The 16,216-nt window shown below is 71.4% G+C and carries 17 protein-coding genes; 9 read left to right on the top strand and 8 right to left on the bottom strand.

Features of this window, described 5'->3' with window-relative positions; translation table 11 throughout:
- Nucleotides 1–10 precede the first annotated feature (10 nt).
- Nucleotides 11–907, bottom strand: coding sequence for an aminoglycoside phosphotransferase family protein (locus tag ABZU43_RS20720; protein ID WP_355008117.1), 897 nt, complete (start codon nt 905–907; stop codon nt 11–13).
- 99 nt (nt 908–1,006) lie between these two features.
- Between ABZU43_RS20720 and ABZU43_RS20715 the strand changes: the two genes are divergently transcribed.
- From ABZU43_RS20715 to ABZU43_RS20700, 4 genes are all read left to right on the top strand, one after another.
- A complete protein-coding gene (locus tag ABZU43_RS20715; RefSeq protein WP_355008116.1) occupies nt 1,007–1,858 on the top strand; it encodes an LLM class flavin-dependent oxidoreductase in 852 nt (283 codons plus the stop codon).
- The gene (locus ABZU43_RS20710) at nt 1,855–2,280 is read left to right on the top strand and encodes a nucleoside deaminase (RefSeq protein WP_355008115.1); all 426 of its coding nucleotides are present in this window, start codon (nt 1,855–1,857) and stop codon (nt 2,278–2,280) included. The genes ABZU43_RS20715 and ABZU43_RS20710 overlap by 4 nt, the downstream gene beginning before the upstream one ends.
- Before the next feature lie 236 nt (nt 2,281–2,516).
- On the top strand, nt 2,517–3,782 hold the full coding sequence (locus tag ABZU43_RS20705) for an AGE family epimerase/isomerase (protein ID WP_355008114.1): 1,266 nt from the start codon (nt 2,517–2,519) through the stop codon (nt 3,780–3,782).
- Nucleotides 3,779–4,732, top strand: coding sequence for a carbohydrate kinase (locus tag ABZU43_RS20700; protein WP_355008113.1), 954 nt, complete (start codon nt 3,779–3,781; stop codon nt 4,730–4,732). The genes ABZU43_RS20705 and ABZU43_RS20700 overlap by 4 nt, the downstream gene beginning before the upstream one ends.
- A gap of 175 nt (nt 4,733–4,907) precedes the next feature.
- Here ABZU43_RS20700 and ABZU43_RS20695 read toward each other — a convergent pair whose 3' ends face one another.
- From ABZU43_RS20695 to ABZU43_RS20685, 3 genes are all read right to left on the bottom strand, one after another.
- Nucleotides 4,908–5,876 carry a LacI family DNA-binding transcriptional regulator gene (locus tag ABZU43_RS20695; protein WP_355008237.1) on the bottom strand — a complete coding sequence of 323 codons (969 nt, stop codon included), beginning with the start codon at nt 5,874–5,876 and terminating at the stop codon, nt 4,908–4,910.
- Between the two features lie 72 nt (nt 5,877–5,948).
- Nucleotides 5,949–7,328, bottom strand: coding sequence for an FAD-dependent oxidoreductase (locus ABZU43_RS20690; RefSeq protein ID WP_355008112.1), 1,380 nt, complete (start codon nt 7,326–7,328; stop codon nt 5,949–5,951).
- Nucleotides 7,329–7,351: 23 nt separating this feature from the next.
- The gene (locus ABZU43_RS20685) at nt 7,352–8,497 is read right to left on the bottom strand and encodes a glutamate--cysteine ligase (RefSeq protein WP_355008111.1); all 1,146 of its coding nucleotides are present in this window, start codon (nt 8,495–8,497) and stop codon (nt 7,352–7,354) included.
- A gap of 154 nt (nt 8,498–8,651) precedes the next feature.
- Here ABZU43_RS20685 and ABZU43_RS20680 point away from each other — a divergent pair, with 154 nt between their 5' ends.
- The 3 genes from ABZU43_RS20680 to ABZU43_RS20670 all read left to right on the top strand — a co-directional run bounded on the left by ABZU43_RS20680 (nt 8,652) and on the right by ABZU43_RS20670 (nt 11,297).
- The gene (locus ABZU43_RS20680; protein ID WP_355008110.1) at nt 8,652–8,945 is read left to right on the top strand and encodes a DUF6412 domain-containing protein; all 294 of its coding nucleotides are present in this window, start codon (nt 8,652–8,654) and stop codon (nt 8,943–8,945) included.
- A gap of 102 nt (nt 8,946–9,047) precedes the next feature.
- Nucleotides 9,048–9,803, top strand: coding sequence for a membrane protein insertase YidC (locus ABZU43_RS20675; protein WP_355008109.1), 756 nt, complete (start codon nt 9,048–9,050; stop codon nt 9,801–9,803).
- A 63-nt stretch (nt 9,804–9,866) separates the two neighbouring features.
- Nucleotides 9,867–11,297 carry a cellulose binding domain-containing protein gene (locus ABZU43_RS20670; protein WP_355008108.1) on the top strand — a complete coding sequence of 477 codons (1,431 nt, stop codon included), beginning with the start codon at nt 9,867–9,869 and terminating at the stop codon, nt 11,295–11,297.
- Between the two features lie 41 nt (nt 11,298–11,338).
- Here ABZU43_RS20670 and ABZU43_RS20665 read toward each other — a convergent pair whose 3' ends face one another.
- Both ABZU43_RS20665 and ABZU43_RS20660 read right to left on the bottom strand, forming a co-directional pair.
- Nucleotides 11,339–12,010: a DedA family protein gene (locus tag ABZU43_RS20665; protein WP_355008107.1), complete on the bottom strand. Its 672-nt coding sequence runs from the start codon at nt 12,008–12,010 to the stop codon at nt 11,339–11,341.
- 57 nt (nt 12,011–12,067) lie between these two features.
- Entirely contained in the window at nt 12,068–12,682 is a 615-nt protein-coding gene (locus ABZU43_RS20660; RefSeq protein WP_355008106.1) for a DUF1349 domain-containing protein, read from the bottom strand.
- 81 nt (nt 12,683–12,763) lie between these two features.
- Here ABZU43_RS20660 and ABZU43_RS20655 point away from each other — a divergent pair, with 81 nt between their 5' ends.
- On the top strand, nt 12,764–14,416 hold the full coding sequence (locus ABZU43_RS20655; protein ID WP_355008236.1) for an alpha-amylase family protein: 1,653 nt from the start codon (nt 12,764–12,766) through the stop codon (nt 14,414–14,416).
- A gap of 43 nt (nt 14,417–14,459) precedes the next feature.
- A complete protein-coding gene (gene fabG, locus ABZU43_RS20650) occupies nt 14,460–15,218 on the top strand; it encodes a 3-oxoacyl-ACP reductase FabG (protein WP_355008105.1) in 759 nt (252 codons plus the stop codon).
- A 105-nt stretch (nt 15,219–15,323) separates the two neighbouring features.
- Here the strand turns inward: fabG and ABZU43_RS20645 are convergent, their stop codons facing one another.
- Together ABZU43_RS20645 and ABZU43_RS20640 are read right to left on the bottom strand one after the other, a co-directional pair.
- Nucleotides 15,324–15,740 carry a hypothetical protein gene (locus ABZU43_RS20645; RefSeq protein ID WP_355008104.1) on the bottom strand — a complete coding sequence of 139 codons (417 nt, stop codon included), beginning with the start codon at nt 15,738–15,740 and terminating at the stop codon, nt 15,324–15,326.
- Nucleotides 15,733–16,125, bottom strand: coding sequence for a hypothetical protein (locus ABZU43_RS20640; protein ID WP_355008103.1), 393 nt, complete (start codon nt 16,123–16,125; stop codon nt 15,733–15,735). Before ABZU43_RS20640 ends, ABZU43_RS20645 begins: the two co-directional genes overlap by 8 nt.
- Nucleotides 16,126–16,216 lie beyond the last annotated feature (91 nt).

Genomic DNA, 16,216 nt, shown 5'->3' with positions numbered 1-16,216 from the left:
CTGCTGGACTTCAGTCGCCGTCGAGCAGCCAGCGGACCACCTCCATCTTCTCGGGGAAGACCGTTTCGTCGGAGAGGCCCCAGGACAGGGTGTGTCCGATCGTCCAGCCTCGGACCCGTTCCCGGTCCAGTCCCAGGTCGGTGCTGAGCCGGTCCAATCGATGCCGGACGGCGGCCGGTGAGTGGCCCAACTCCGGACCGCGCACCATCGGCACGACCGAGAATTCCCGTTCCCCGGTCAGCGGCTTCGGGTCGATCGCCAGCCACGGCCCTCGGTCGCCGCCGAGCCCGTCGCCGCCGAGCGCGTTGGCGGCGAGGATGTTGCCGGCGTGCAGGTCCTGGTTGACCAGCACCTGCTCGCCCTGGCTCGACGCCAGGCCGGTGAGCAGGTCGAGCGCCGCATCCAGCAGTCGTCGCTCGTACGGTCGGCCGGCCCGTTCCCAGGCCCGGGGCATCCGGTCGATCCAGCCGGCGGCCTCGCGTGCCAACGGGGTGAACGGCGTGTCGGCCGGTCGCCAGAGCCGGGGGAGCAGTCCGACCACCACGTCCAGCGCTCGGTCCGGCGCAAGGTCGTGCAGGGGAGTGCCGGGCTGGCAGCGTTCGAGCAGCAGGGCACGCCGCCCGGGGTCGTGGGCGAGCAGGCGGACCGCCGCGACGCCGTCCCAGAGCGCCAACGCGTCGGCCTCGTGCCGGCTCTCCTCGTCGGGGTACTGGAGCTTCAGCACCACAGCGGTGCCATCGGGCAGGTGGGCGGGGAGCGCCAGTGACGCGTACGCCTGCCGGAAGGGCGGCCCGACCCGCAGCGACCAGCGCTCGGCGCACTCGTTCAGCCACGTCGGGAGTGCGGCCAGCCAGGCGCAACCGGCCGGTGATCCTCGTACCCAGTCGAGTCCCTCGGGCAGATCCATCCGGCGCTCCTGAGTTGTGCGGCGATCCGCGGCGGCTGCCAGGTGACTCAGCCGGGCTGCGGCGTTCACACACCGGTCCACAGTGGCTAGCGTGGACGGGTGCAGATTGGTGTGAACGTACCGAACTTCGCCCCGGGCACCGACCCCGACGTGCTGCGTCGGTGGGCGCAGACGGTGGAGGGTCTCGGCTTCGACCTGTTGATGGTCTCCGATCACATCGCGGTGACCCCGGACGTGGCCGAGCAGTATCCGGCGCCGTTCTACGAGCCGTTCACCACGCTGTCCTGGCTGGCCGGGGTGACCAGCCGGGTTCGGCTGGGCACCACGGTGCTCATCGTCCCGTACCGGCACCCGCTGCTCACCGCCCGGATGGCGGCGAACCTCAACCGGCTCAGCGGCGGCCGGCTCGTCCTCGGTGTCGGCATTGGCTGGGCCCGGCAGGAGTTCGAGGCGCTCGGCGTGCCGTTCCGGCAGCGCGGTGCTCTGACCGACGAGTACCTGCGGACGATGCGCGCGGCCTGGCAGGACGCCGACGACTACGACACGGCAGCGATCCCGATCTGGGTCGGTGGAAACAGCGAGGCCGGCATGCGCCGCGCGGTACTGCTCGGTGACGCCTGGCACCCGCTGCGGGTCACACCGGGGCGGCTGGCCGACGCGGTCGGACGACTGAAGGACATCGCCGGCGAGCTGGGTCGCCCGGTGCCCGCGCTGGTGCCGCGGATCGCGCTCCAGGAGACCCGGGAACCGATCACCGGCCCGGACCGGCTCGCCGGTGTCGGCACCATCGACCAGATCGTCGCCGACCTGGACCAGCTTCGTGTGCTCGGCGCGGAGACGGTGGTGCTGGACCCGTTCAACGGCGACCTGACCGAGATCCGCCAGCCCGAACGCGCGTGGCGGACCCTTGCGGCAGTGGCCGCACATCGCAGAACCCAGGAGGAGCGATGACCCCCGACGACGAGAAGTTTCTCCGCCATGCCGTCGAAATCGCCAGGCGGGCGGGGGCTTCCGGCGAACGGCCGTTCGGCTCGTTGCTTGTCGACGCGGCCGGCGTCGTCCTGATCGAGGACCACAACACAGTGGTCTCCGACGCGGACATCAGCGCCCACCCGGAGTTGAAGCTGGCCCGCTGGGCGGCTCGGGAACTCACTCCCGAGGTGGCCGCCGGCACCACCATGTTCACCAGTTGTCAGCCCTGCGCGATGTGCGCGACGGCAATCGACCGGTCCGGCCTCGGGCGGGTGGTGTACGCGCTGTCCACCGAGCAGTTCGAGGAGGTCAAGCCGGCCACCCCGCCGCTGCCCCCGGTCCGCTACGAGGGGCCGGCGCTGTTCGACGAGGCACGCCGGCCGATCGACGACTACTACTGAGCGGAGCCGCTCTGGGTCGGTGTGACGCAGCCGGAATTGACAGTCGGCCGGCTGCCGGAGCAGGGTTGAGCGGTGACAACGATGTCAACGGTCAAATAGGAGGAAAACCCTCTAGCTGCGCGCCGACCCCTGCCAGTCGATTCGTGGCGTACCGTTGGCAGTTTTGCGGCGCGGACCCGGTCCGTTCGCCGATCCTGGCCGTATGTCCCTTTCCTACCCCACGGTGACCAGCTGAGATGACCGACGTGCCCCGATCCGACGCCGCAACGACCCCTGCTCCGCCGGGGTCACCAGACCTGCCCGAGCTGGACGAGTTCCTCGTCGACCAGACCCGGACGCTGCTCGACACCGCCCGCCGCTCGGTCCGGCCCGAGGGCGGCTTCTGGTGGCTCACCGACGACCGCACCCCGGATCGCGGAGAACCAATCCACACCTGGATCACCTGCCGGATGACCCACGTGGCCGCCCTCGCCCACCGCAACGGCGACCCGGACGCCGCCGCCCTGGTCGACCACGGGATCGCCGCGCTCAGCACGCTGCTGCGTGACGACCGGTACGGCGGCTGGTTCGGTGCGGTGGACCAGCAGGGAGTACCCGTCAACGACCGCAAGGCCGGCTACGACCACGCGTTCGTGCTGCTCGCCGCCTCCAGCGCCGCGCGCGCCGGACGCCCCGGCGCGGACCGGCTGCTCGCCGACGTGCTGGCCGTCGTGCGGGACCGGTTCTGGGACGACGACGCCGGCGCTGTCCGCGAATCGTGGAACCGGGACTGGACGGTCACCGAGGACTACCGGGGCGCCAACAGCAGCATGCACATGGTCGAGGCGTTCCTCGCCGCTGCCGCCGCCACCAGTGACGCGAGTTGGGCAGACCGGGCCCTGCGGATCGCCACCCACCTCGTGCACGGTGAGGCGGCCCGACACGACTGGCGGCTGCCCGAGCACTTCACCACCGACTGGACGCCGCTGCCCGACTACAACCGGGACCAGCCCGCCGACCCGTTCCGGCCGTACGGCTCCACGATCGGACACTGGCTGGAGTGGGCCCGACTGTTGCTGGAGTTGGAGGCGGTGCTGCCGCAGCCACCCCGCTGGCTGCTCGCCGACGCCCGTGCCCTGTTCGCCGCCGCCGTGCGTCGCGGCTGGGCGGTCGACGGCGCGGACGGCTTCGTCTACACCATCGACTGGGACGACCAGCCGGTGGTGCGCTCCCGGATGCACTGGGTTCTCGCCGAGGCCATCGGCGCGGCGATCACCCTGCGTCGCCGTACCGGGGACGCGGTCTACCTCGACTGGTACCGGGTCTTCTGGGCGTACGCCCGTCGTAATCTCATCGACCAGACCGGATGGCGGCACGAGTTGGACGCGCAGAACCTGCCCGCCGACACGGTCTGGCACGGCCGGCCGGACGTCTACCACGCCTACCAGGCGGTACTGCTGTCCCGCGCGGCCGACGGGCTCGGCGGCACCGGCCCGCTCGCACCGGGGGAGGTGACCGCGTGATCGTCGTCGCGGGTGAGGCGCTGATCGACCTGGTCGTCACGGCCGAGGGGCAGCGTGCCGTCCCGGGTGGTTCGCCGGCGAACGTCGCCGTCACCCTGGCCCGGCTCGACCAGCCGGTACGATTACTGGCCCGACTCGCCGACGACGACTACGGTCGGCAACTCGTCGAGCACCTGAGCGCCAACCGGGTGGACCTGGAGTGGGCGGTACGCGCCGCGGAGCCCACGTCGGTGGCGGTGGCCACTCTGAACGCCGCCGGGCAGGCCAGCTACGAGTTCCGGCTGGCCGGTGCGGCCGACTGGCAGTGGACGCCGCAGGAGTTGCCCGAGCTGGCGGGGTCACCGGCGATCGCGCTGCACAGTGGTTCCCTCGCGCTCGCGTTGGCGCCCGGCGCGGAGGCGCTGGAGGGCCTGCTCGCCCGGGAACACCAGCGGGACGGGCTCACCGTCTCCATCGACCTCAACCTGCGCCCGAGCATCGTCACCGACCGGGCGGCGGAGCAGGAGCGGGTACGCCGGCAGGTTCGCATCGCGCACCTGGTCAAGGCCAGCGACGAGGACCTCGCCTGGCTCTACCCGGACCGTTCGGTGGCCGACGTGATGACCGAATGGCGTACCGCCGGTGTGTCCTGCGCCGTGGTGACCCGGGGCGGGGACGGCGCCTTGCTGCTCGCGCCCGACGGCTCGCTGCACGAGGAGCCGGCGGTCCGCACCACGGTGGTCGACACCGTCGGCGCCGGCGACTCGTTCACCGGTGGCCTGCTGGCCGCGCTGGCCGACCTCGACGCGCTCGGCGACCGCCCGGCCGACCGGCTCGCCGCGGTGACTCCGCAGCAGTGGGGTGCGGTGCTCCGACAGGCCGCCACGGTGGCCGCTCTGACCTGCGCCCGCCGAGGCGCCAACCCCCCGACAAAAGCAGAGGTCGAAGCCCTCCTGACCCCCGCAACCTGACCGGCGCTACCGCCCGGCCCGGCCCGGCCCGGCCCCGGTCGATCATGGACTTGTGGTGGGCGTTCAACACCGCTTTGCGGCATATGTGAGGCACCACAAGTCCATGATCGACGAGGGGCAGGGCGGGCAGGGGCGGGGCAGGAACGTGGGCAGGGCGACCCGGACGGGCGCGGGGTCAGGTCAGGCCGCGTTTGAGGAGCCTGGTGGGGAGGACTGTCGTGTCGGGTGGGGTGTCGTCTCCGGCGATTCTCTGGAAGAGGCGTTCGGTGGCCACCTTGGCCAGCTCTCTCGTGTCGTAGGCGACGACGGTCAGCGGTCGGGGCATCAGGTGGGCCAGCTCGAAGTCGTCGAAACCGACAAGGGCGGCGTCGCTGCCCCGCCGGTGCAGCTCCTGGAGCGCGCCGACGGTGAGCCGGTTGTTGGCGCAGAAGAACGCGGTGGGCGGCTCCGGGAGGTCGAGCAGCGCGGCGACCGCTCGACCGGCCTCCTCTGGCGCGATGAGCCGCTCGCGGATCAGCGACTCGTCCGGTTCGACGCCGGCAGCGTCCAGCGCCGACCGCGCCCCGGCCAGCCGCTCCCGCATGGTGGGCACGCTCGGCGCGCCGAGCAGCAGACCTACCCGTCGGTGCCCCTCGTCGAGCAGCGCACTCACCCCGGCGTGGCTGCCACCCCGGTTGTCCAACAGCACGGCGTCGGCGTGCAGCCCCTGCGGCGGCCGGTCCAGGAACACCACAGGCATGCCCAGCTCGACCTCGCGACGCAGGAACGAGTGGTCCAGGCCCGCCGGCACCACCAGCAGACCGTCGACGCGGCGTTGGGTGAAGTCCTGGAGCAGGGCGCGTTCCCGCTCCGGGTCCTCCTCCGACGACGCGGTGATCAGCATGGTGCCGTGCGCGGCGGCGATCTCGGCGGCGACGCTGGCGATGGTCGCGTAGAACGGGTTGGCGATCTCCTCGATCAGCAGCCCGACGGTGGCGTTGAGCTGCCGGGAGCGCAGGTTACGGGCGATGTCGTTGCGTCGGAAGCCCAGCTCGGCGATGGCGGCCAGCACCCGGCCGACCAGTTCCTGCCCCACCGGCTCGTCGTTCACGACCCGGGAGACCGTCTTCAGGCTGACGTCGGCCCGCCGGGCCACGTCCACCATCGTGGGACGCCGACGCACGGTCGGTCGGGTCGGGGTCTGGGTCACGGGGTGGTCCTCCACGGCGGGCGCGGGTCAACGGTCGAGGGCGGCGAGCGCGTCGACCGCTTTTCGGGCAGCGATGAGCACCGGATCCCAGACCGGCGCGTACGGCGGAGCGTAGCCCAGGTCCAGCTGCGTCATATCGTCCACCGTCATGCCGTTCCACAACGCCACGGCCAGCGTGTCGATCCGTTTGGCCGCCTCGGACCAACCGACGATCTGCGCGCCGAGCAACCGACCGCTGGGGCGCTCGGCGATCAGCTTGACCGTCATCGGCCGGGCGCCGGGGTAGTAGCCGGCCCGGTTGGTCGACTCGGCGATCACCGAGACGAACTCGAAGCCGGCGGCGGTGGCCTCCCGTTCGCGCAGGCCGGTCCGGCCCACCTCCAGGTCGCAGACCTTCGTGACAGCCGTGCCGATCACGCCGGTGAAGGTGGCGTACCCGCCGCCGATGTTGATCCCGGCGACCCGGCCCTGCTTGTTGGCGTGCGTGCCGAGCGGCACGTGCACCGGCAACCCGCTGACCCGGTGCAGGGTCTCCACGCAGTCACCGGCCGCCCAGACGCCGGGGTGCTCGGGCACCCGCATCCGACGGTCCACCCGGATCGCGCCGGTCGGTCCGAGGGGCAGCCCGGCGGCCTTGGCGAGCGCCGTGTTGGGGCGTACGCCGAGGCCCAGGACCACGACGTCGGTCGGGATCGGCCCCTCGGCGGTGATCACCGCGGAGACCCGGCCGTCCCGCTGTTCCAGGCCAGTCACCGGCAGGCTGGTGCGGATGGTGACGCCGAGGCCGCGCATGGCCTCGCTGACAAGCTCGGCCATCTCGGCGTCGACGGTCGCCATGGGCTGCTCGCCCGCCTCCACCAGGGTCACCGTGAGGCCGCGTCGGATCAGCGCCTCGGCGATCTCGACGCCGATGTAACCGCCGCCGACCACCACTGCCCGGCGCGGCTGCGGCTCGGCGTCCAACCAGTGCCGCAGCGCCGCACCGTCGTCGAGGGTCTGCATGCCGAACACGCCGTCCGCGTCGGTGACCGCCCACTGCGGCTTCACCGGCACCGCGCCGGTGGCGTACACCAGGTCGTCGAAGCGTTCGCGGACCTCGCCGCCGCCCGTCAGATCCCGGGCCACGACCTCGCGGCGTTCCAGGTCGATGGCCGTGACCTCGTGGCGCATCCGGACGTCCATCGCGTACTCGGTGCGGAACGTCTCCGGGTCGCGGGCGATCAACGCCTCGGGGCCGGGCACCAGGCCGCTGATCCAGTACGGGATGCCGCACGCCGAGTAGGAGGTGAAGTTGCCCCGCTCGAAGACCACGATCTCCAGGTCGCCACGGTCACGGCGGCGGCGGGCCTGGGACGCCGCCGACATTCCGGCGGCGTCCCCGCCGATGACGATCAGCCGTTGCGCCACGGGCTCATCTTGTCACGCGGTGATCAGCCGCGGGTCTGCCGTGCGACGTCCTGCACCACGTCGGTGAGTCGGCCGGTGCGTTCGAACACCGCACGCTGCCGCGCCGCGCCGCTGCCGTGCCGGCGCAGGCCGCCCAGCAGGTCGTTCACCTCGGCCCAGTCGCCGTGCTGCTCCAGCGCCGGCCGCATCCGCTCCACGAACCGGTCCAACAGCTCCCAGGCCGGGCGCAGCTCACCGTTCGTGACGTCGACGGCTTCGCCTTCCAGGCCGTCATGGGCGGCCCGCCAGTGCGCCCCGACCAGCAGGTGGTGGTCGGTCTGCAACGCCGGTCGGCCGGCCTCGACATCCGCCATGGCGGTGGCGACGAGCGCCCGGACCAGGGCGGCGACAAGGACCGCGTCGTCCACCGACGGGCAGACGTCGCCGATCCGCAGCTCGACGGTCGGGTACTTCGCCGACAGGCGGGCGTACCAGTAGAGCATCCCCTCGTCGAGCATCACCCCGCTGGAGATCAACTGACGGATCAGCCGCTGGTAGTGCTCGTGCGACTCCAGGAACGGGGTCGGCGCCACCGACGGCCAGCGCTCCCACTCGACGGAGCGCCAACTGGCGTAGCCGGTGTCCTCGCCCCGGGAGAACGGCGAGTTGGTGGTCACCGCGTGCAGCATCGGCAGCCACGGCCGTACGTGGTTGAGCACCTGCACGCCGGTGTCCGGGTCGGGCACCCCGACGTGGACGTGCATGCCGTTGTTGCCGGGGCCGGGGACGAGCAGCCGGAAGCGCTCGATCATGCGGTCGAAGCGTGGCTTGTCGACCACCGGTGGCACCGGGCCGTCGACCGGGCCGGTACCGATGGCGAGCAGGCGTACGCCGGCCCGCTCGGCAGCGTCGGAGAGCGCCTTACGCAGTACGCCGAGGGAGTGTCGGATCGACGAGAGCTCCAGGCCGGGCGGGCTGCCGATCTCGATCTGACTGGTCTGGAACTCCCGTTCCACCTGCCCGCGAAGTTCGGCCGGCACCTGCTCCATGACGAGGTCCACGGCCGGAACGGCGGCCCCGGTGTGCGGGTCGACGAGCAGGAACTCCTCCTCGACACCCACGGTGAGCAACCCGGTGGCCGCAGCCCTGTCGCTGAGCGCGTCCGCCACCTGACCGGTCATCGACATCACCCATCCGTTTCTGCCGTTCGCGGTCCGTCCGCGTCGGTCCTTCGCTTGGTTACCCAACGTGGCGATGCCGGGAAACGTGGCGGCGGTACGTCGTCCTCGAAGGCGGGCCGCCGATTCGGCCGGGTGACGAGACAGCGGGTCCTATGCTGAGCCCGTGCCGGTGCTGCTGGGCTATGTCGGGGTCGCGTGGATGTCCGCGTTCGCCCAGCTCACCCTGCTCGCGGGCCGCCCTGTCGACCTGCTGGCGGGGGCCGCGCTGACCGCCCTGGTGATGCTCGCGGTGGTGCTCGCGGCCCGGGTGCGCGACCGGGCGGGCGCGCCCGGTGCCGGGCCGCGGTCGGCCGGACTGCGGGCCCGCTCCCGCAGTCGCCGAATGCCCCGCCAGATCGACCCGGATGCGGCGGGTCGACCTCGTCCCCGTGCTCCGGGGCACCCCTCGGCCGCGTAGCGCCTCGCCGCCGCGCGGCCGATCCCGCCGTCACCGGCCCCCCTCGCTGGGCGGACGCCGCCCGGGGGAGGGCCTCACCGGAATCGGACCGAGGGGTTTCCCATGCTTGCCTTCGCACCACTGCACGACGCTGTCGCCGCTGCCGGCAGCGCGCTGAACTGGCTCACCGAACTGCTCGAACCACTGGCCGGCGGCGGAGCGACAGCCGCCGCCATCGTGCTCCTCACCATCGCCGTGCGGCTGCTGATCTCGCCGCTGACCGTCGCGCAGGTCCGCGGTGAGCGGCGCCGTGCGGCGCTCGCCCCGCAGGTGCGTGAGCTTCAGCAGCGGTACGCGGACGACCCGGCGACTCTTCAGCGCGAGGTTTTCACGTTGTACCGCGAGGCCGGCGCGAACCCGGTCGCCGGCTGCCTGCCGCTGCTCATCCAGGCGCCGTTCCTGCTGGTGCTGTACCGGTTGTTCAGCACCAGCGAGGGCGGCACCGGGCTGCTGGACGAGCGGTTGGCCGGCGTGCCGCTGGGTCACCATCTCAGCGACGGGCTGGCCGGTGCTGCCGGACCGCTGTTCGGCGTACTGCTGGTGGTGTTGCTGGCGGTGGCCTGGTGGTCGTCGCGGCGGGCCCGGCGGGCGGCGGCGGCGGTGGGCACGGTGGCCGGTACGCCGACCGAGGGGCCGGGGGCGGCCACGCTCGGCCGGCTGCTGCCCCTGCTGCCGTTCACGACGGTGCTGGTGGCGCTGGTGCTGCCGCTCGCCGCGGTGATCTACCTGGTCACCACGAGCGTGTGGTCGGCAGGTGAGCAGGCGGTGCTCCGCCGCCCGCAGGCCTCCCCGACGGGTGCTCTGGACAGAAACAGTTAACTGTCTTAATAATTAGCGGCAACGTTGACGTCCATAAATGCCCGTCCGGGCCCGGAGGGTCGCATGAAACGCTCCAGATCCCTTGTCCTGTCCCTCGTCGCCGCCCTCGCGGCCACCCTCGGCGCGGCCTGGGTGGCGCTGCCCGCGTACGCCGCCGGCGCCACCGCCAGCTTCGTCAAGACCGCCGACTGGGGCTCAGGCTGGGAGGGGAAGTACACGATCACCAACGGCGGCAGCTCGACCATCAACGGCTGGAACCTGACCTTCGACCTGCCGTCCGGCACCACCCTCGGCAGCTACTGGGACGCGTTGCTCAGCTCCACCGGCCAGCGGCACACCTTCACCAACAGGTCCTGGAACGGCGCCGTCGCCCCGGGTGCGTCGGTCTCCTTCGGCTTCCTGGCCAGCGGCTCCGGTTCGCCGAGTGGCTGCCAGCTCAACGGCGTGTCCTGCGGCGGCGGCACTCCACCCACCACGCCACCACCCACCACGCCACCACCCACCACGCCACCACCCACCACGCCACCACCCACCACGCCGCCGCCGACGACGCCTCCGCCGACCACCCCACCGCCGACCGACCCACCCACCGGTGGGTTGCCGAAGCACCTGCTCACCGGTTACTGGCACAACTTCGACAACCCCGCGGTCGAGCTGCGGCTGCGCGACGTCCCCACCGAGTACGACCTGGTGGCGGTCGCCTTCGCCGAGGCCACCTCGACGCCCGGCGCGCTCACCTTCGGCGTCGACCCCGGACTGGCCGCCTCGCTCGGCGGCTACACCGACGCGGACTTCACCGCCGACGTCCGCACCCTGCACAGCCGGGGCAAGCGGGTGATCCTCTCCGTCGGCGGCGAGACCGGCCGGGTCACGGTGAACAACGCCGCCTCGGCCACCGCGTTCGCCGACACGGCCGCCGCGCTGATCGCCAGGTACGGCTTCGACGGGATCGACATCGACCTGGAGAACGGACTGAACCCGACGTACATGGCGCAGGCGCTGCGCGCCCTGCGGGCCAAGATCGGATCGGGCCTGATCATCGCGATGGCGCCGCAGACCATCGACATGCAGAACCCGGCCGGCGGCTACTTCAAGCTGGCGCTCGACATCAAGGACATCCTCACCGTCGTCAACACGCAGTACTACAACTCCGGCGCGATGCTCGGCTGCGACCAGAACGCCGCGTACGGCCAGGGCACCGTGAACTTCATCGTCGCGTTGGCCTGCATCCAGTTGGAGGCCGGGCTCCGCCCCGACCAGGTCGGCCTCGGTCTGCCCGCCGGAGCTGGGGCGGCCGGCGGCGGCATCGTCGCGCCCAGCGTGGTCAACGCCGCCCTGGACTGCCTGGCCCGGGGCACCAACTGCGGCAGCTTCCGCCCGCCGCGTACCTACCCGGGCATCCGGGGCGCGATGACCTGGTCGGTGAACTGGGACGTCAGCAACGGCAACGGCTTCGCCAACACGGTGGGACCGCACCTCGACACCCTGCCCTGACCACCCCCGCTGGCCTTCCGAAACGCCAGCGGCACAGCGGATCAGCGACCGGCGGTCACCGACCGCCGGTCGTCGCGCTCCCGACGCTTGCGGACCTTGCGGATCGCCCAACTGGCCACCATCACGACGAAGACCGCGACGATCGCGTAGTTGAACCAGTCGCTGTAACGTGCGACGTCCTGCCAACGGCTGCCCAGCGCATAGCCGGCCCCCACGATGAGACCGTTCCACACCCCGCTGCCGATCGTGGTGAGCAGGATGAACTCACCCATCGGCATCCGGTTGGCCCCGGCCGGCACGGAGACCAGGCTGCGGACCACCGGCACCACCCGGCCGATCAGCACCGCCCACCGGCCGTGCCGCTCGAACCACTTGTCGGCCCGTTCCAGGTCGTCGCTGTCCACCAGGGGAATGTGGTCCAACCAGCGCTTGAGTCGTTCCTCGCCCAGCGCCGCGCCGAGCCAGTAGAGCACCAGCGCGCCGACAAGCGAACCGACTGTCGCGGCCAGCACCACGACGAAGACGTTGAACTTGCCCTCGTGCGCGAGGAAGCCGGCGAGCGCCAGCACGATCTCACTGGGGATCGGCGGGACGATGCTCTCCAGCGCCACCAGCAGCGCCACCCCGACCGGGCCCATCGCCTCGATCACCGAGGCCACCCAACCGGTCAACCCAGTGAATTCGGACGGATCGCCAGTCTGGGCGTACGCCATGGTGGTCCTTCCGGTCGGCTGTCGGGGATCGGAGGGTCATACCCAGCCGGGCCCGATTCACACCTCCGGGTGCAGCGCGGTGTCCGCCGGACCCTGCCGCCAACCGGTGAACACCACTGTCAGACCGGCGCGGGACGGCGCGCAGCAGAACGGGCCGGCCAGGGCCTCCGCCGTCGGGTCCAGCGGAGCGAGCCGGACCAGTCTCCACGGTTCGTCGTCGACCCGGGCGCGAACGGTCACCGCGTCACCCGCCCGGCTGACCCGGACCGTCACCTCCCGGCCCGCCCACTCCGGCACCGGCGCCACCGACCAGTCGGAGAACTCCCGGGTCACCACAGCGCCGAGCTGCGCCTCGCCGTCGCTCACCTCGACGCCGGCCTTGGTCCAGGTCCGCTCGTCGACGCGGACGAACGCGCCGGCCTGGTCGAACTGCGCCGAGAAGTCGAGCCGGAAGCTCACCTCCATGGCGGTGCCCACCGGCAGCGGCGCCAGCAGGGCCGGGCCGTCGTCGTGCACGAAGCCGTAACTGGTCCGCCGCCAGAAGTCGCTCTCCGCGGCCGGCTCGACGACCAGTTCGCCGGCCGGGCCCTCCTCGACGCGTACCGGCGGGTGCAGCCAGCTGCCCCGGGACCAGTCCAACAACTCGCTCGGCGGCACGAGGTCGTTCTCCATGACGGGCACGGTAACCGGTCGCCGGTCGCCGGTCGGCCCGGCTGGTTTGCCGCGATGATCAACTGGAGAGATTTCTTCGGCATGGGTGACCGTTGGTATTCCGAAGCTGTCGTCTACTGCCTCGACATCGACACGTACGCCGACTCCGACGGCGACGGGGTCGGTGACATCCGTGGCCTGATCGGGAGGCTGGACTACCTGGCCCGCCTCGGCGTGACCTGTCTGTGGCTGCACCCGATCCACCCGTCACCCAACCGCGACGACGGCTACGACGCCACCGACTTCTACAACGTGGACCCGCGCTTCGGCACTCTCGGCGACTTCGCCGAGCTGCTGCACCAGGCGCAGAACCGGGGCATCCGCGTGATCATCGACCTGGTGGTCAACCACACCTCCGACGAGCACCCGTGGTTCCAGTCCGCCCGCTCCTCGCCGGACTCGCCCTACCGGGACTGGTACCTCTGGTCCGACACCGAGCCGGCCGACCGGCACCAGGGCATGGTCTTCCCCGGCGAGCAGGACGAGACCTGGAGCTACGACCGGACCGCCAAGGCGTGGTTCTACCACCGGTTCTACAAGTTCCAGCCGGACCTCAACTTCGCCAACCCGGAGGTCCGGGCCGAAGTCAAGAAGATCATGTCGTTCTGGCTCCAGCTCGGCGTCTCCGGCTTCCGGATGGACGCGGTGCCCTTCATCATCGAGCTGACCGAGCCGGGCAACCCGAACTCCCCGAAGGACTTCGAGTTCCTCACCGAGATGCGCCAACACGTCCAGTGGCGCCGCGGCGACGCCGTCCTGCTGGCCGAGGCGAACGTCGAGCCGGACCAGCTGCCGACGTTCTTCGGCGACGCCAGCGGTTCCGGCAACCGGATCCACATGCTCTTCGACTTCATGCTCAACGGGCGACTCATGCTCGCCCTCGCCCGTGAGGACCCGGAGTCGCTGGTCGAGGCGCTGCGCGACACCCCGAAGCTGCCGGTCGGCGGGCAGTGGGCCACCTTCCTGCGTAACCACGACGAGATCGACCTGTCCCGGCTGACCACCGAACAACGCAACCAGGTGTACGCGAAGTTCGGCCCGGACGAGAACATGCGCATCTACGACCGGGGCATCCGTCGCCGGCTCGCCCCGATGCTCGGCAACGACCGGCGGCACATCGAACTGGCGTACGCCCTCCAGTTCTCGATGCGCGGCACTCCGGTGCTGCGGTACGGCGAGGAGATCGGGATGGGCGAGGACCTGTCGCTGCCCGGTCGCGAGGCGATCCGTACGCCGATGCAGTGGTCGTACCAGCCGAATGCCGGCTTCTCCACGGCGGACCCGGAGAAGCTGGTCCGTCCGGTGATCGACAAGGGTGAGTTCGGGTACCAGAGCGTCAACGTCACGGCCCAGCGCGGCGACGCCAAGTCGCTGCTCGCCTGGTTCGAGCGCATGATCCGTACGCTGCGGGAGGCCCCGGAGATCGGCTCCGGCTCGACGACCCACATCGACGTGGCGATGCCGGCCGGAGTGCTCGCGCACCGGGCCGACGGGCCGACCGGAACGATGGTCTTCGTGCACAACCTCGGCAAAGACGACGTCGAGGTGGACCTCAGCAGCCTCGAAGCGGAGGCCGACCTGCCCATCGACGTGCTCGCCGACCGTGGTTACGGAGAGTTGGGCAAGCTCGGCGCGGTCAAGGTCTCCGGCCACGGATACCGGTGGATTCGCCTATGCCGAGGGTCGGCCTGTTGAGGTTAAGCTCCTCCGATCGACCCCAAGTTACCGGGAGGTAATCATGTCGGAGGAGTCCCGCGTCGCCATCGTCACCGGAGCCGCACGCGGCATCGGCGCGGCCACCGCCCGACGGCTGGCCGCCGACGGAATGGCCGTCGCCGTGGTCGACATCGAGGAGGCGGCCACCAAGGAGACGGTGGACGCCATCGCCGGGGCCGGTGGTCGGGCGCTCGGGGTGGGCGCCGACGTGTCCGACCGCGACCAGGTCGAGGCGGCGGTGAGCCGCGTCGCCGCCGAGTTGGGCGCGCCCACGGTGCTGGTCAACAACGCCGGTGTGCTCCGCGACAACCTGCTGTTCAAGATGACCAGTGCCGACTGGGACACGGTGATGGGGGTGCACCTGCGCGGCGCGTTCCTGTTCAGCCAGGCCGCCCAGAAGCACATGGTGGATAAGAAGTGGGGGCGGATCGTCAACCTCTCCAGCACCTCGGCGCTGGGCAACCGGGGCCAGGCGAACTACGCCGCCGCCAAGGCCGGTCTGCAGGGCTTCACCAAGACGCTCGCCATCGAGCTGGGTCCGTTCGGGGTGACGGTGAACGCCGTCGCACCCGGCTTCATCGTCACCGACATGACAGCGGCCACCGCCGCCCGGATGAAGGTCGACTTCGACGACTTCCAGAAGCACGCCGCCGCCGAGATCCCGGTCCGCCGCCCCGGCCGCCCGGAGGACGTCGCGCACACCATCTCGTTCCTGGCGAGCGAGGGCGCCGGCTTCGTGTCCGGTCAGGTCATCTACGTCGCGGGCGGCCCACGGAACTGACCCGTACTCCCGACGAGGGCGCTCCGGCAGACAAGCCGGCGCCCTCGTCGCCGGGCCTGGCGCCGGGTCAGCCGAGAGCGCGTCGGGCGGGTGCGGCGCGGTGGGTCAGGCGGGTGCGCGGCGGGTGCGCCAGAGCCAGATCAGGCCGAGCACCGGCAGCACCAGCGGGATGTAGCCGTACCCGCTGCCGAACTGCGACCAGACCGTCTCGTCCGGGAAGAGATCCTTGTCGACCAGGCTCAGGATGCCGACCGCGACCACCCCGACCAGCTCCACCGAGCAGCACGCCAGCGCGACCCGACGGCCGGTGTGCCCGGCGCGGGCCAACCCCACCGCCGCAACGATGTAGATGAGCGCGGCCACCCCGGAGAGCAGGTACGCCACCGGCGCCTCGTCGAACTTGGTGGCGATCTGCAAACCCGCCCGACTCGTCGCCGCGATGGCGAAGAGCAGGTAGACGGCGATCAGCAGCCGCCCCGGGCCGGAGTTCGTGCGCTGTCGAGCCGATCCTGTCTCAACCACCGAGCACCTCCCAGGTCTGCTGCAACCGGACCACCACCACCGGGGCCACCAGGCAGACCGCGCACACGATCGCCGAGCCCCAGCGGGTCGGTTCCATCCGAGCCAGCACCCAGGCCAGTGGCGGCAGACACACCAGCGTGACCAGGTAGCCGAAGAAGGCGCCGGGCTCGCCGGGCCGATCCCCGCCGCCGACCGCGACGAGCGCCAGCACGCTCAACACCAGCAACGCCACTTCGAGTACGGCCAGACCGACGAACTGCACCCGGTCCGGCGGCCGGTGGCGTACCGCAGCCACCAGCGCCCACACCGCCACGAGCAGCGACAGCACGATCGGCACTGCCGCGACGATCCCGTCCACCGGCGAATCGACGCCCGCGCTGGTCACCGGCACCACCCGGTCGTTGCCTCGGTCACCGGCACAGCCTACTAACCGTCGTAGTAAAGGGGTGCCCTGCCTCTCCGCGTGTGACGCGCGC

This window comes from Micromonospora sp. NPDC005205 (assembly GCF_040608275.1).
GTDB lineage: Bacteria > Actinomycetota > Actinomycetes > Mycobacteriales > Micromonosporaceae > Micromonospora.
The sequence above is the reverse complement of the archived record's forward strand: the minus strand, read 5'-3'. Positions and strand labels throughout refer to the sequence as shown.

Coding starts and splice junctions, on each gene's coding strand:
- ABZU43_RS20660 (WP_355008106.1), bottom strand. CDS start 12,682: ATGGAGAACGACCTCGTGCCGCCGAGCGAGTTGTTGGACTGGTCCCGG.
- ABZU43_RS20710 (WP_355008115.1), top strand. CDS start 1,855: ATGACCCCCGACGACGAGAAGTTTCTCCGCCATGCCGTCGAAATCGCC.
- ABZU43_RS20670 (WP_355008108.1), top strand. CDS start 9,867: ATGAAACGCTCCAGATCCCTTGTCCTGTCCCTCGTCGCCGCCCTCGCG.
- ABZU43_RS20705 (WP_355008114.1), top strand. CDS start 2,517: ATGACCGACGTGCCCCGATCCGACGCCGCAACGACCCCTGCTCCGCCG.
- ABZU43_RS20655 (WP_355008236.1), top strand. CDS start 12,764: ATGGGTGACCGTTGGTATTCCGAAGCTGTCGTCTACTGCCTCGACATC.
- ABZU43_RS20695 (WP_355008237.1), bottom strand. CDS start 5,876: ATGGTGGACGTGGCCCGGCGGGCCGACGTCAGCCTGAAGACGGTCTCC.
- ABZU43_RS20665 (WP_355008107.1), bottom strand. CDS start 12,010: ATGGCGTACGCCCAGACTGGCGATCCGTCCGAATTCACTGGGTTGACC.
- fabG (WP_355008105.1), top strand. CDS start 14,460: ATGTCGGAGGAGTCCCGCGTCGCCATCGTCACCGGAGCCGCACGCGGC.
- ABZU43_RS20675 (WP_355008109.1), top strand. CDS start 9,048: ATGCTTGCCTTCGCACCACTGCACGACGCTGTCGCCGCTGCCGGCAGC.
- ABZU43_RS20720 (WP_355008117.1), bottom strand. CDS start 907: ATGGATCTGCCCGAGGGACTCGACTGGGTACGAGGATCACCGGCCGGT.